Origin of the sequence: Dechloromonas sp. ARDL1, from assembly GCF_051122455.1 — a bacterium.
In the GTDB taxonomy this organism is placed as follows: Bacteria; Pseudomonadota; Gammaproteobacteria; order Burkholderiales; family Rhodocyclaceae; genus Azonexus.
On the sequence record NZ_CP168939.1, the window covers coordinates 2,894,500 to 2,907,248 of the forward strand.

The 12,749-nt window shown below is 51.9% G+C and carries 14 protein-coding genes and 1 tRNA gene; 9 read left to right on the forward strand and 6 right to left on the reverse strand.

All coding sequences use genetic code 11. From position 1 onward, the window contains the following. The first annotated feature begins 17 nt into the window (after positions 1-17). The 9 genes from AB6Q56_RS14250 (at position 18) to tcmP (ending at position 7,711) form a co-directional block, all read left to right on the forward strand. Complete coding sequence (locus AB6Q56_RS14250) at positions 18-1,019, forward strand: 4Fe-4S dicluster domain-containing protein (protein WP_205230756.1); 1,002 nt, start codon at positions 18-20, stop codon at positions 1,017-1,019. Between the two features lie 66 nt (positions 1,020-1,085). Next, a complete protein-coding gene (locus AB6Q56_RS14255) occupies positions 1,086-1,796 on the forward strand; it encodes a cytochrome c family protein (protein ID WP_205230755.1) in 711 nt (236 codons plus the stop codon). 62 nt (positions 1,797-1,858) lie between these two features. Then, positions 1,859-2,533 carry a molecular chaperone TorD family protein gene (locus AB6Q56_RS14260; RefSeq protein WP_295005415.1) on the forward strand — a complete coding sequence of 225 codons (675 nt, stop codon included), beginning with the start codon at positions 1,859-1,861 and terminating at the stop codon, positions 2,531-2,533. A gap of 88 nt (positions 2,534-2,621) precedes the next feature. After that, complete coding sequence (locus AB6Q56_RS14265) at positions 2,622-3,461, forward strand: chlorite dismutase family protein (protein ID WP_295005417.1); 840 nt, start codon at positions 2,622-2,624, stop codon at positions 3,459-3,461. A 170-nt stretch (positions 3,462-3,631) separates the two neighbouring features. Beyond that, complete coding sequence (locus AB6Q56_RS14270) at positions 3,632-4,207, forward strand: NapC/NirT family cytochrome c (protein ID WP_295005419.1); 576 nt, start codon at positions 3,632-3,634, stop codon at positions 4,205-4,207. Positions 4,208-4,261: 54 nt separating this feature from the next. Beyond that, complete coding sequence (locus AB6Q56_RS14275) at positions 4,262-5,122, forward strand: ethylbenzene dehydrogenase-related protein (protein WP_295005421.1); 861 nt, start codon at positions 4,262-4,264, stop codon at positions 5,120-5,122. Continuing rightward, positions 5,123-5,260: a twin-arginine translocase TatA/TatE family subunit gene (locus AB6Q56_RS14280; RefSeq protein WP_295005423.1), complete on the forward strand. Its 138-nt coding sequence runs from the start codon at positions 5,123-5,125 to the stop codon at positions 5,258-5,260. 192 nt (positions 5,261-5,452) lie between these two features. After that, positions 5,453-6,424 carry a GTP 3',8-cyclase MoaA gene (gene moaA, locus AB6Q56_RS14285; RefSeq protein ID WP_295005425.1) on the forward strand — a complete coding sequence of 324 codons (972 nt, stop codon included), beginning with the start codon at positions 5,453-5,455 and terminating at the stop codon, positions 6,422-6,424. A 429-nt stretch (positions 6,425-6,853) separates the two neighbouring features. Further along, entirely contained in the window at positions 6,854-7,711 is an 858-nt protein-coding gene (gene tcmP / locus AB6Q56_RS14290) for a three-Cys-motif partner protein TcmP (RefSeq protein ID WP_295005427.1), read from the forward strand. Here the strand turns inward: tcmP and AB6Q56_RS14295 are convergent. From AB6Q56_RS14295 to AB6Q56_RS14320, 6 genes are all read right to left on the reverse strand, one after another. Beyond that, positions 7,698-8,447, reverse strand: coding sequence for a DUF5131 family protein (locus AB6Q56_RS14295; RefSeq protein WP_295005430.1), 750 nt, complete (start codon positions 8,445-8,447; stop codon positions 7,698-7,700). The genes tcmP and AB6Q56_RS14295 overlap by 14 nt on opposite strands. 341 nt (positions 8,448-8,788) lie before the next feature. Then, positions 8,789-9,697, reverse strand: a complete 909-nt coding sequence (locus tag AB6Q56_RS14300) for a hydrolase or metal-binding protein (protein WP_295005432.1) — start codon at positions 9,695-9,697, stop codon at positions 8,789-8,791. A gap of 106 nt (positions 9,698-9,803) precedes the next feature. Continuing rightward, positions 9,804-10,811: a YqaJ viral recombinase family protein gene (locus tag AB6Q56_RS14305; protein ID WP_295005434.1), complete on the reverse strand. Its 1,008-nt coding sequence runs from the start codon at positions 10,809-10,811 to the stop codon at positions 9,804-9,806. A 136-nt stretch (positions 10,812-10,947) separates the two neighbouring features. After that, the gene (locus tag AB6Q56_RS14310; protein ID WP_295005436.1) at positions 10,948-11,916 is read right to left on the reverse strand and encodes a DUF932 domain-containing protein; all 969 of its coding nucleotides are present in this window, start codon (positions 11,914-11,916) and stop codon (positions 10,948-10,950) included. Positions 11,917-11,952: 36 nt separating this feature from the next. After that, positions 11,953-12,279, reverse strand: coding sequence for a hypothetical protein (locus tag AB6Q56_RS14315; RefSeq protein WP_295005438.1), 327 nt, complete (start codon positions 12,277-12,279; stop codon positions 11,953-11,955). Positions 12,280-12,633: 354 nt separating this feature from the next. Further along, positions 12,634-12,710: transfer RNA gene (locus AB6Q56_RS14320), tRNA-Met, on the reverse strand. Positions 12,711-12,749 lie beyond the last annotated feature (39 nt).

Below are 12,749 nucleotides of genomic sequence, written 5' to 3' on the forward strand. Positions count from 1 at the left end.
GAACAGGAATATTAATCATGGCTAATGTGATGAAGGCGCCCAAGCGCCAACTGACCTACGTAACCGATTTGAACAAATGCATCGGTTGTCAGACTTGCACCGTGGCGTGCAAGAAATTGTGGACGACGGGACCGGGTCAGGACTTCATGTACTGGCGAAACGTTGAAACCGCGCCGGGCTTAGGGTACCCCAGAAACTGGCAGACCAAAGGCGGTGGCTATAAGAACGGGGAACTGCAAAAAGGCAAAATCCCACCGATGATCGACTACGGTATCCCGTTTCAATTCGACTATGCCGGTAGGTTGTTCGAGGGCAAGCCAGGACGGGTGCGACCCAGCCCTACCCCTCGCTCTGCGCCCAACTGGGACGAGGATCAGGGCGCCGGAGAATACCCGAACAACTCGTTTTTCTACTTACCGCGCATGTGCAACCACTGCACCAAACCGGCGTGCTTGGAAGCCTGCCCGAACGAGGCAATCTATAAACGAGAGCAGGACGGGGTGGTCGTAATCCATCAGGACAAGTGCAAGGGAGCCCAGGCTTGTGTCCAGTCTTGCCCATACGCCAAGCCCTATTTCAATCCGCTGGCCAATAAGGCCAACAAGTGTATCGGCTGCTTCCCGCGGATTGAACAAGGCGTCGCGCCGGCCTGCGTTGCGCAATGTGTGGGTCGTGCCATGCACGTCGGCTTTGTCGACGATGTCAGCAGCTCGGTGTACAAGCTCATCAAGCAATACAAGGTTGCTTTGCCTCTGCATCCTGAGTTTGGCACCGAACCTAACGTCTTCTATGTGCCGCCTGTACTTGGGCCGCGCATGGAGATGGCGAATGGCGAGCTGTCTTCAGATCCAAAGATTCCATTGGCTCAACTGGAGGGGTTGTTTGGCAAACAGGTACGTGATGTGTTGGCGATCCTTCAAACCGAGCGCGAGAAAAAAATGAAGGGACTGGCTTCCGATTTGATGGATGTGCTGATCGGTCGTCGCAGCGCCGACATGATGATTTCTCCTTTGACCTAATGTTGCAATGGAGCGGCCGCACGGGCCGCTTCTTCCTACCAGTCGTTACTTTCGAGATTGCCCGCCATGATAAAAATTCTTGCTCTCGCCACCCTGCTTCTTTCGAGCTTTCTTCCCGGTGTGACGGTGGCGCAACAAGCGGAATACCTTGGTTTTCGCGCATGCACCAAATGTCACGACTCACAGGGTGAGACGTGGCGGGCTTCGGCACATGCGAAAGCCTTCGATTCGCTAAAGCCGAACGCAAAATCAGAGGCGAAAGCCAAGGCAAAACTTGATCCCCAAAAGGACTACACGCAGGACAAAAACTGTGTCGGCTGCCACGTAACGGGTTACGGGGAACCGGGTGGATTTGTCTCGGGGGCTTCGCTGGACGATATGAAGACCCTGGTCGGTGTCACTTGCGAATCCTGCCATGGGGCGGGAGGAAAGTTTCGAAATCTACATGGTGAGGCGAGTGACAGATTGAAGAATCGGGGGGAAACCAGCGAGCGGAAGCCTCTGGTGGATGCTGGCCAGAACTTCGATATGGAAAAAGCATGTGCGCGTTGCCATCTCAATTACGAAGGCTCATCGAAGTATCAGGCAAAGGCTCCATTTACGCCTTTCTCCCCGGCCATCGATAGCAAGTACCACTTCGATTATCTCAAGTCGGTAACGGCGACTGGAAAAAGCAATCCTGTACATACCCACTTCAAACTGCGTGGCGTATTCAAGGGCGATCCAGTGCCGGCTGTTCGCGCAACACTTCAGGAAGATGCGCCTGAGCCCGAATAGCGCTGATAGTAACGCCAGGACGTTTTAACAACCTAGATCCTGTTTAAGAAATGAGGAATCAAATGAATAGCCTTGTCGACCAAGCAGTTGTTGGAAGAATCGAGCGCTCATTGGAACGTAGCCGTGTATATAGCTTGCTTGCTATTGGATTGGGATTTCCTGATTTCGAAAGTCATGCAGGTTTTTCGGATGGTCGCCTAATCCTTGAGATGCAACGGGCGATAGAGGTCTGTATGCCCGATCTGGCTGATTATTACTGCGAGCAAATAGCCCCTCGCCTTAAGTTGACTTGCTCTTTCGAGGATTTCGAAGCTTTGTTTCTTACTGCCTTCGAGATAAACACTCCTGTACCTAGCGCAGCCTTGAATGAGGGGGTGCATGTCCAGCGGAGTAACCGCCCGGCCTTGATCCTCGAACTAAAAGGCTTTTATCGGAATTTCGGACTAACCATGGACGCCCGAGGGAATGAACTCGAAGACACGCTCACTGCTGAGCTTGAGTTTATGCATTTTCTTTCGGCAAAACAGGCACAGGCAGAATTGGACGGCCTGCCACCAAATGCATACCAACGGGCTCAACGAGATTTTCTGGAGCGTCACTTGGTGGCTTGGTTACCTCTTGTGCGAGCGGAGGTAAACGCAAAGGTTTCAACCCAGTTTTTTGTTGCCATGACAGATCTAGCTGAAAAATTTGTGGAGGCTGATCTACAAGAAATTCTGCGGGAAATTAATTCGTAAAGTCGACTTGCGAAGGAGTTTAAGCATCAAAACTCCAGCATTTATTAAATTTAGATTTCGTTAATTCATTTCACAAAAGGAGATATCCATGCAAAACATATCAATTCGCAGTTTCAAATTGAGTCTCATCGCCACTACTATCGGTGCGGCCATCGCGATGGCTTCGTCACCTGTTGTGGCTCAGCAGGCAATGCAACCTATGAAAATTGAGCGAGGAACTATCTTGACCCAGCCCGGGGTCTTCGGTGTTTTTACAATGTTCAAATTACGCCCGGATTGGAACAAGGTGCCAGCAATGGAACGCAAGGGTGCCGCAGAAGAAGTCAAGAAACTAATTGAGAAGCATAAGGATAACGTTCTGGTTGATCTCTACCTGACACGTGGCCTGGAAACCAATTCTGACTTTTTTTTCCGCATCAACGCCTACGACTTGGCAAAAGCCCAGACCTTCATGCGCGAATTCCGCTCGACAACTGTCGGCAAGAATGCTGATGTATTCGAGACCCTTGTCGGTGTAACAAAGCCCTTGAACTACATCAGCAAAGACAAGTCTCCTGGGCTGAATGCTGGACTTAGTTCTGCTACCTATAGCGGGCCGGCACCACGATATGTGATCGTAATTCCCGTCAAGAAAAACGCGGAATGGTGGAACATGTCGCCGGAAGATCGTCTGAAGGAAATGGAAGTTCACACGGCGCCTACCTTGGCCTATCTCGTGAACGTCAAGCGCAAGTTGTACCATTCCACCGGCTTAGATGACACCGATTTCATTACCTACTTTGAGACTGATGATCTGACCGCATTCAACAATCTGATGCTCTCTCTGGCACAGGTTAAAGAGAATAAATTCCACGTTCGCTGGGGCAGTCCGACTACGCTCGGCACCATTCACTCTCCAGAAGATGTGATCAAGGCATTAGCCGATTAACCTAATCGCTGTTCCTCTCAAGCGTGCTTGGAGCTGCAGTGCAGCGATCCTTGAAATAGCCCAAGGATCGCTCGCCATACGCCGCAATATTCGAGCACTTGATTTACTGACGATCACCTTTGTTTTTCAGATCGCTTAGTAATCAACTCGCAATTAAGTATGCCAATTTAATGAAAAACATTCTCAAATCACTGCGCCAACCAAGCACTAAATATTCATTATTGGGTTTGCTCTCAGTTGGCTTTATCGCAGGCATTTTCTTTTGGGGGGGCTTTAATACCGTAATGGAAGCCACCAACACGCTTGAGTTCTGTATTTCATGCCATGAAATGCGTGACAACGTATATCAGGAATACAAGGAAACCATTCACTTTTCCAATCGGACTGGCGTTCGCGCCGTTTGCTCGGACTGCCATGTACCCAAAGATTGGGGGCACAAGATGATGCGCAAGATCCAAGCGAGTGGCGAAGTCTACGGCAAACTTATGGGAACCATTGATACAAAGGAAAAATTTGAGACCAAGCGCCTCGAATTAGCCGAGCACGAATGGGCGCGAATGAAAGCCAGTGATTCGCGCGAATGCCGAAACTGTCACAGTTTCGAAGGCATGAATACAGAAAAACAAAAACTTCGCGGCGCGAAAATGCACAAAATCGCCCAAGACGAAAAAAAGACCTGTATCGATTGCCACAAAGGTATTGCTCACCGCAAGCCAAAAGGTATGAAAGAGGATGATGACGAGTGATCGCCCTCGCATATCCCTGACACCAATCATCGACAAATCGTCTGGAGAATTTAAATGAAAAAAAGTGCCTTGTCAGTAGCCATTCTTGGTGCCGTATTTTCCCTTGGGTCTCAAATCGCTAATGCCGCACCGGACTGGAGCAAGGTTCCCAAAAGAGACATTCAAGTGTTCCATCCTGGTGTTACTCCGATTGAATGGATTGCGAAGAAATCTGATCACAGTGGTCGGACTGGACTGATTAAAGGAGAAAGCTGTGTTGGATGCCACGAAGAAAAAGGTGGACTTAATTTTGATATGAAACGTTTGGCGGGAAAGGACCTGGAGCCGTTCGGCGCTCCAAAAACGATGAATTTCCCTGTCTCTATGCAAGTTGCGTACGACAAGGAGTATGCCTACATCCGCCTAACCTTCAAGGCGCCTGCCGGAGCAGCTAATACCGCCGACAAAGAGAATGAAGTCAAGGTTGCTGTTATGTTTGCCAACGACAAAGTTTCGGCAGCCTCCGGTGACAAAGCGATTCCAGGCGACCAAGTTGGTTGCTGGGCAACCTGCCATGCCGATGCGCGCACTATGCCCGGGGCCGACGACAAAAAGACGAAATACGTAAAGGATGGCGCCTATGAACTGATGCAGTGGAAGAGTTCTAAAGGGGCGAAGGTTGTTGATGGATCTATTAGTGATAAGCGCAATATGGAAGGCGGCACGACCGGCGCGAAGGCTGAAGGTGTTAAGGCGGGGGATATGTACACCGTCACTTTTACTCGCAAGTTTTCGGGTGCCTTAGCTGAGGGCAAAGCAGTGCCGTTTGGCATTGCGGTACATGCCGATCATTCAACAGGTCGCTTCCACCACGTTTCGCTTGGCTACAAACTTGGTTTTGGCGCTGATGGCGACATTAAAGCCGTCAAGCAGTAAGTGTTTGACCGTGCCATCATTCTCCTAATTTTTGGAACCAAAAGGCTGCCCAATATTGACCTGGATTTAGGTCGCGCAGTAAGGGGTTTCAAGGAGGGCGCTTATGAGGTTGACTCCCACAATCGGGACAAAACCTGAGACGCTCAGCGCTTAAACGGCATTCCATGCAGGGTAATGTCTAGTCAACCTACAGCGATTGGGAGAGCCGGCCATTCCAGACAAAAGTCTGTCAGTGTTTCCGTTTGTAACACGATGCAACATTGTCTTATTGCATATTTTTAGTCGATGGCGCGTAAGAGTGTGCGCCTATTTTTGCGAAGTCACGATTCGATGTTAATTGATGGTTGTGGTCGTCGGATAGACTATCTCCGATTGTCGGTGACTGATCGTTGCGACTTGCGATGCGCGTATTGCATGCCGCCGGAGTTTGATAGTTATGAAATTCCCGATAACTGGTTATCGTTCAGTGAGATTGTGCGGATATGCAGGATATTCATTGATCTTGGGGTTTCCAGAGTGCGCCTTACTGGCGGCGAACCCTTGGTTAGATCCAGAATCGGAGATCTAGTCCAAGATGTTGGGCAACTCCCCGGATTGAACGATCTTTCCCTCAGTACGAATGGCACACGATTGACGCAATTTGCGTCAAAACTTCTGGCTTCAGGTGTTACGCGACTGAATGTTAGCCTCGATACGTTGTCTCCAGTTCGATTTCTGACGTTAACTCGGCGTGACGCTTTGCACGATGTCCTCGCAGGACTCGAGGTGGCACGAGAGAGTGGATTTCGCCTGATAAAGATCAACATGGTCTGGTTACCCGAATTCAATGGTGACGAACTGGATGCAATGATCAAATACTGCATGGAACGCAATTTTGTGTTGCGCTTGATCGAAAACATGCCAATGGGAGATAGCGCACGTCAACTTGGCTCCTCGTCCCTCCAACCGCTAATCGGCCAGCTTAGAGAGCGCTTCCATTTGGTCGATCACATCGTTGCTGGCGGAGGCCCAGCTCGTTACCTTGGGACCCCGGATCGCTCATTCTCGGTCGGTTTTATTACCCCGATGTCCCAACACTTTTGCGAGGCATGTAACCGTGTCAGGGTTTCGGTAACTGGCAGATTACACCTATGTCTAGGTCAAAATGACCATCTCGAACTATTGCCAATGTTGCGTGGCGGATCGCCAGATCACGAAATCGCAAATCAAATTCGTGCAGCAGTTATGCAAAAGCCATTGAGCCACGAATTCCAGAAGAATCCAATGAAGGTCGTTCGTATCATGGCCTCGACAGGGGGATAACTAGCGCTATGGCGTCTAGAAAAAGTGCGGCTTCAGGCTTGGGCATGCACATAGGTTCAAAGGCGGCATACCATGGATGCCAGTTCGGCCGTCCTATGTAGTTACAAATCATACATCGAAGCTTTGATATCCGGCTGCTCGGATTCTTTGGGATGGCTTGTTTTTTGGCCAATCGCCGGAACCCGTTGTAGATAAACGTGCCTGAGATGTGAATTTCCTCGCCGAGTCGAAACCTTTTCCAAAAATCGGATAGATTCATTTGCTCTCCATCGACAGCGGTGAAATTACCCCATGTGACTAGTTGAGTCATTGTCACGGTATCGCATTCTTAGCTTCTGCCAAGAGTGATAAGGAAGCTCTGATTTGTTAGTACTCGGCAATATATGATGCCTATAATGCACCCAAATGACATAGATAAGGGGGGTGCGGATGTTAGACCATACACATATTTTTGGGGGCGAGCAGACCCGCATCAAATTGGGGGCGATCTCGAAGTACTTACCGGCCTACACAACAGCATTGTCGAATACGCAGTTCCGCCTGAGTTATATCGATGCGTTTGCCGGCACTGGTGTTTGCCACGTTAAGATTGGAAAGGGGCAGGAAAAGCGCTTGATTCCGGGGTCCGCATCGATCGCTATTGATTGCAAGCCGCCTTTTCATCAGATTTTCTTTATCGAAAAGAAAAAGCGGCACGCCGATGCATTACGGCGCTTGAAAATTGAAGCTGCAATGCCGGTCGAAGTTATTCACGGTGATGCAAACAGCGAGCTTCCACCGATCCTCAGAGGACTTAACCCGAAAAAGGATCGTGCGTTGGTATTCCTCGATCCATATGGGATGGCGGTCGATTGGATTACTCTGAAGGCGATTGCCGATTCTCAAATTGTTGACCTATGGTACCTGTTCCCTTTAAGCGGCCTTTATCGACAAGCGGCAAATGATGCAGCTGCTATCGACCCAGATAAGGCGGCTGCCCTGGATCGAATGCTGGGAACGGAAACTTGGCGTAAGGATTTCTATGCACCGCCAAAGCAAACCAGCCTTTTCGAGTCGGACGAGTCAGATGTCCGGACTGCCGACGTCAAGCAAATGACAAAATGGGTAACTACAAGGCTGAAAGAAATCTTCCCGGGCGTTACGGAACCGCGCCTTCTGTATCAGGCTCTACCCAATGGCAAGGAGGGTGCGCCACTGTTCGCCTTATACTTTGCTGCATCGAACCCGAGCCCCAAGGCATACGGGCTGGCCTGCAAGATAGCCGCAGACATCCTCAAACGGACGTAACGGCTGCTACTGGATAAGCGTCCCAGGTTTTGCCTAGGAAAAGGCGGCCATTGGCCTTCTTATGCCGCTTGACACCGTCTGCACCCCAGCCACCCCATTGTTTGAAAAAGAATGCCACGCCGGCTTTGTCAGAAACATGTTTAACGTTCTGAACCCACTCCGGCCGCATGGGGCGTGCTTTGGGGCCTGATTCCCCCCCGACAATTACCCAATGGATGCCTGTGAGGTCGAATTCTCCAAGATCTTCAAGCAACGGTTCCACGGATAGGAATCGGATTCGGGCATTAACCTGGCGCAGATAATCGATGCGTGGAAGTCCATAGGCCCGATCTTCTACGGAAACCCCTAGCCAGACGTTTTCCGGGCAGCTGCGTTGGGCAAAATAGCCGGTTAGCCGGTCCGCCCGCTTAGTCAGAATTTGGTAAGTGTGGTGCGGAGTACGTCTGATGACGTCAAAGACCTGATCAATAAAGTTGTCTGGCACGGCCTCATGGAAAAGGTCGCTCATCGAATTCACAAAATAAACAGTGTCCTTCTTCCTCTGCAGCGGCTGGGCCAGACGTTCCGGATGTAGTGCCAGTCGAAATCCATCTTCGTACCCCACGGCTCCCATGGCTTTTAGCCGTCCCGCCATGATTTCAGCGTAACAGTGCTTGCATCCCGGAGAAATCTTGGTGCAGCCCGTCACCGGGTTCCACGTCTGTTCCGTCCATTCGATTTGACTATCACTCGCCATTGCTTCCTCTTTGTTACTGTATATATTTACAGTTTATTCAACTTCCTGAGTATAGCTGATGCATAGCCCTTTTCAATGGAGAATATGCTTACCCAAAAGCACTATTAGAACCCGGAAAAATTATTAAGTGTAAATCAGCTCATCGTAGAACGTTCGGTCAGGTGCCCATAGCAGACAGGTCCGCGTTATAGGCGCTCATCGCTGCTTCGGCCAAACAGCTGAAATCCACCCATCCACCGTGAGGAAAAATGGTCCCGGGGCGCAGGCGCGCCTCGGGTGCCTCACCTTCGCAGCAGCTGGAAGATTTGGCGAGAAGTAGTCAATCAAGGAAATTGGAAACGCTACACGGCATACTTAGCAAGGCTTGCCCCCCGATCTTCCAACTTATCGGCAAGGCTCGGTGCAAGCGCTTTCTCTGGAGTGATGCCAGGATCACCCTGCCCACCACCCCCCTCAGGAAAAAATTCCTCGACTACCGAATCCCCTTCGTCATCGCCTTCCTCGAAAGCACCATTCGAGAACCCAAGCCGCGCCGCCGTTTCCAGCGCAACCTGATCAAATCCGGCTTCCTGACGATCAGCCTCCAGCCGTTTGGCCTCGGTCAGAGCCTCCTCAACAGAAACACCGTTGCGTACCGTGAGATCGACGTAATAAATTGGGGTGCCCATGCTCTGCCGAGTCGACTTTCCGCGCAGCCGAAGTTCCAGCGGCAAGTACGCCAGTCGGTTGCCGGAGATCGCCTGAAAGTAAGCCAATCGTGCCGATAAGGTCCGTATGCTGTTGAATCCCGTCGTCCGGAACACAAAGCTTCCCAGGGGATCATCGTCACCGATCAGCACATTCAACCGGCCATACGGCTTGCACGCACCGCTCTGCGCCAGAGCACAACCATCCGGCGAAGGACAGGGCAATGACTGAACTCCCGACTCCGCCCGACGCTTGCAGGTCTCACCATTGCCGACACAAACCGGCCGACCCGTCCTACGGTCGAACAAGGCATATTCAGCCCTGAAATTCAGATCAGGATCGTTGAACAGTAGCCGGATCGGAATCGCACGAATCTTCCCGCCCTGGGCTTTTCGGAGTCCCTCGTCACACGGGTGAGGCACCCAACCCTCGCTGCCTTGTAGTTGGCTAGTGATGGTGAACTGATCATCCTTCTCCGGCAATTTCTTGCCGTTTTTTTCGATGACCTTGCCGATCGAAATCCGCCCAAGTACCGGCGGGGTGATGACCAAACCTTTCAACATGATTGTTCCTCTCAAATAAAAAACTCCTCACCGGCGCTGGATGTCTATCCGGTTGCCGATGAGGAGTGATGGGTTTCTATTGCTACGTTGGCTTTTCGGAGATGACTCAGGCCTGGACAAACCGGCGTGACCCTTGGCGTTGCATTCCGTAGCGGGTAAGCAAATCCGGCTGATCAGCCAACAGCTTCGCCGTATCGAGCACCACGCTGTCCTTAGCTTTCTTCCAGGTGACTTCGCCGGTTTCGAAGATGGCGCGTGACGCTTCACCCATGGCCTGCTGCAAGGTCTGCTTCAACTTCGATTCCAGCTTCTCGGTTTCGGCCAATGTCTGACGAACACTGATCCAGTCGGCAAAGGTCGCGGACAGATTACGGTCGGTACTGAAGTCGACTGCGATTCCCTTGTCCTGAGGATAGAGACAACGCAGTGCCTGCTCTGCCGATTCGGAACCATCGGCCGGTGGTGGTGTATCGGTCTCGACGTAACGCCAGAACGCTGCCTCCAACTGAATCAGCCGTGCAATCAGCGCCTCATCCCGATGAATGCGATGGATCTCCAGATGTTGACCACCAAGTAGCACCGCGACATCGGCAGCAGCTTTTCCGGTGACGACCAGTTGATGCTGAACCTGCAACTGCACGTACTCCGGCACACCTTCTTTCCAGAGGCGGCTACCGTTAATCCCGGCGGTTTTGCACTCGAGGATCTGAACGTCTTGAGCGCCGATGACCTCCCGGTCGATATTGGCCAGCATCCAGTGCAACTGGGGATCGGGATGCTGGAGCACCGCATTGATACGACGAACACGATTACCGGAACGTCGGGTGTAGTGCGCTGCCACGATGGGTTCGAGGATGTTGCCCCAGTAAGCCGGGCTTTCCTCATCCAGCGGATCAGTCTTGGGCAATAGGCCATCACGGCCAGTTTTTTCCAGCCAGAGTTCGAGCTGGGATTTGTAGGGGTTAAGACCGACAGCGGCAGCCGCATCGGAACCGCCGATACCTTGCCGGCGTACATTGAGCCAATCTTCACGAGGCAGAGCTTTGGTGCTGACCAACCTCAAAGCTGGCCGACTTGATTGCACGGGTGATAGTGGTACAGAGGGAAGTGCCATGATGACCTCCTGAATATGTGTAAGGAATGAAGAATCGGAAATCCGCTCACTGCCGCCAGACGACAAAAAGCCCGGTCGGCAAACACCGAACCGGGCAATCGGAGAGGAGAAAGTCGTGAGGAAGCTGCTAGCGAAACTAAGCGACGAGTTTCAATGCGGTATCCAGTGCGCGTTGCTTGATGACAGCACCTTGGCCGAACCAGGCTGAATCCAGTCGGAACTCAGGACTCCGTGCCCGTCGCTTGTGATCGACGTACTCGGTCACGGCATTCAATAATCCCCACGCAGTGCCCCGGGAGGAATTCAGTTCAGAGCCACGACCCTGACCGTCGTAGAGCGATTGCACCTTCGCAAGTGCGCGTTCATTGGTCAGATTCGATAGGTCGGAACTGTTCGGATCGACCTCGCAGAGCACACGGAGAAAATAGGCCATCGCCTCATGGCTTTTCACCTTACGCTCCGCCAGTGTCCGCATCCGATACATGAAGCCGTCCCACTGAGATACGGCAATACCCAATTGCTGCTTGACGGCCTGAGCATCGAATCGGGTGTTGTGCGGCACCTTGATCGCCGAGACCGCACCATTCACAGCGATGGTCAGTGTGTTGTTGCAGACGACACGGACCGTGGTGGGTGTTGCTGTGGTGGCCAGAGTGCCGTCACAGGAAGTTGCCAGCAACAAGTAGCCCTGGACAAGATCGTTCCCCTTGAGGGATGAAGATTGACCAGTTTTTGCCAGTGCCCAGAATTTTTTCCCGTTCTTCAGGACACCAGCAGTTTCGAGTTCGTAGCCGGCGACTTCCGTCAGATCGCGGTAAAACTCGAGTACTTCGCTGGGCTGGACGACTTGATAACGATTCGATACGACCGACAGGGCATCCTGTGTATCTGAGCGATACAGGACTTTCTGATCGGCGAAGGTTTTGATGGAACCGAGCGGTCCAGCTGATTCCGCCATGAAGCGAACGGGCGTTTCGAGAATCTGGAAGGACATGCCGGATTGCTCTGCCCAGACTTCAATCGGCTGTTGTGGGGTGAGTTCGTTGCCGAGGCCATGCCAAGGAACATCACCCACGTATGCCATTTGTTGGACTTGGTGTGCCATTTGAGGCTCCTGAATATGAATGGTGATAACAGCAGATCAGCGGTCGCTGAACTCATGGCCGCAATCACCGCACTGAAAATTGCCGAGCCATTTTTCGTCGACGACATCGCCGAATTTGGAACCTGCCACGGAACCAGCCGCGCCGCCGAGTAGACCGCCAAGGATTGCGCCGGCCAGACCACCGAGTAGCATTCCGGCAGGACCTCCGACAGCACCGACGGCTGCACCGGTTTGGGCACCTGATAAGGCACCACCGGCACCGGTGGCGGCACCACCAACTGCGCCGACCGTGCTGCCGATCCTTCGGGCGGTGTGCAGGCGATAGACATTGGTCGAATGGCAGACGGGACATTTGTTACGCATGGATTTTTCTCCTGGAAATGAAAAGAGCCCGCTACCTCTGCAGGTAACGGGCTCTTGAATGGATGGAAACTGGGGAGTGAAGGCCAGGACGGCCTAGTCTTCAGATTTTATATGTGTAACTGAATGGAGTTCAGATGCAGAAACGCGAACCAAAAATAGAAGAGATTTTTTCTATCAATCTCGAAACTTCCCGGACTGTTAGACAGCCTATCCCTGTCCGGCCCGAGGGAAAGACGGCAGAACGTGTTGATTTGCGTGCATCGACATTACCCAAATTTGAGTACACAACGAGTACACGGAAAACGAAAAAGAAAAAGCCCCGGATGTTATCCGGGGCTAAGTCTTTGATATTACTGGTGGTGATGGGCAGAATCGAACTGCCGACCTATGGGTTATGAATCCATCGCTCTAACCGTCTGAGCTACATCACCAAGAGGGCGCGAATTATAGTAGGGAGGCGGACAGATGGT

Excerpts from the sequence above, each read along its gene's own strand:
- AB6Q56_RS14250 (WP_205230756.1), top strand. The coding sequence starts at position 18 with ATGGCTAATGTGATGAAGGCGCCCAAGCGCCAACTGACCTACGTAACC.
- AB6Q56_RS14255 (WP_205230755.1), top strand. The coding sequence starts at position 1,086 with ATGATAAAAATTCTTGCTCTCGCCACCCTGCTTCTTTCGAGCTTTCTT.
- AB6Q56_RS14260 (WP_295005415.1), top strand. The coding sequence starts at position 1,859 with ATGAATAGCCTTGTCGACCAAGCAGTTGTTGGAAGAATCGAGCGCTCA.
- AB6Q56_RS14265 (WP_295005417.1), top strand. The coding sequence starts at position 2,622 with ATGCAAAACATATCAATTCGCAGTTTCAAATTGAGTCTCATCGCCACT.
- AB6Q56_RS14270 (WP_295005419.1), top strand. The coding sequence starts at position 3,632 with ATGAAAAACATTCTCAAATCACTGCGCCAACCAAGCACTAAATATTCA.
- AB6Q56_RS14275 (WP_295005421.1), top strand. The coding sequence starts at position 4,262 with ATGAAAAAAAGTGCCTTGTCAGTAGCCATTCTTGGTGCCGTATTTTCC.
- moaA (WP_295005425.1), top strand. The coding sequence starts at position 5,453 with ATGTTAATTGATGGTTGTGGTCGTCGGATAGACTATCTCCGATTGTCG.
- tcmP (WP_295005427.1), top strand. The coding sequence starts at position 6,854 with ATGTTAGACCATACACATATTTTTGGGGGCGAGCAGACCCGCATCAAA.
- AB6Q56_RS14295 (WP_295005430.1), bottom strand. The coding sequence starts at position 8,447 with ATGGCGAGTGATAGTCAAATCGAATGGACGGAACAGACGTGGAACCCG.
- AB6Q56_RS14300 (WP_295005432.1), bottom strand. The coding sequence starts at position 9,697 with ATGTTGAAAGGTTTGGTCATCACCCCGCCGGTACTTGGGCGGATTTCG.
- AB6Q56_RS14305 (WP_295005434.1), bottom strand. The coding sequence starts at position 10,811 with ATGGCACTTCCCTCTGTACCACTATCACCCGTGCAATCAAGTCGGCCA.
- AB6Q56_RS14310 (WP_295005436.1), bottom strand. The coding sequence starts at position 11,916 with ATGGCACACCAAGTCCAACAAATGGCATACGTGGGTGATGTTCCTTGG.
- AB6Q56_RS14315 (WP_295005438.1), bottom strand. The coding sequence starts at position 12,279 with ATGCGTAACAAATGTCCCGTCTGCCATTCGACCAATGTCTATCGCCTG.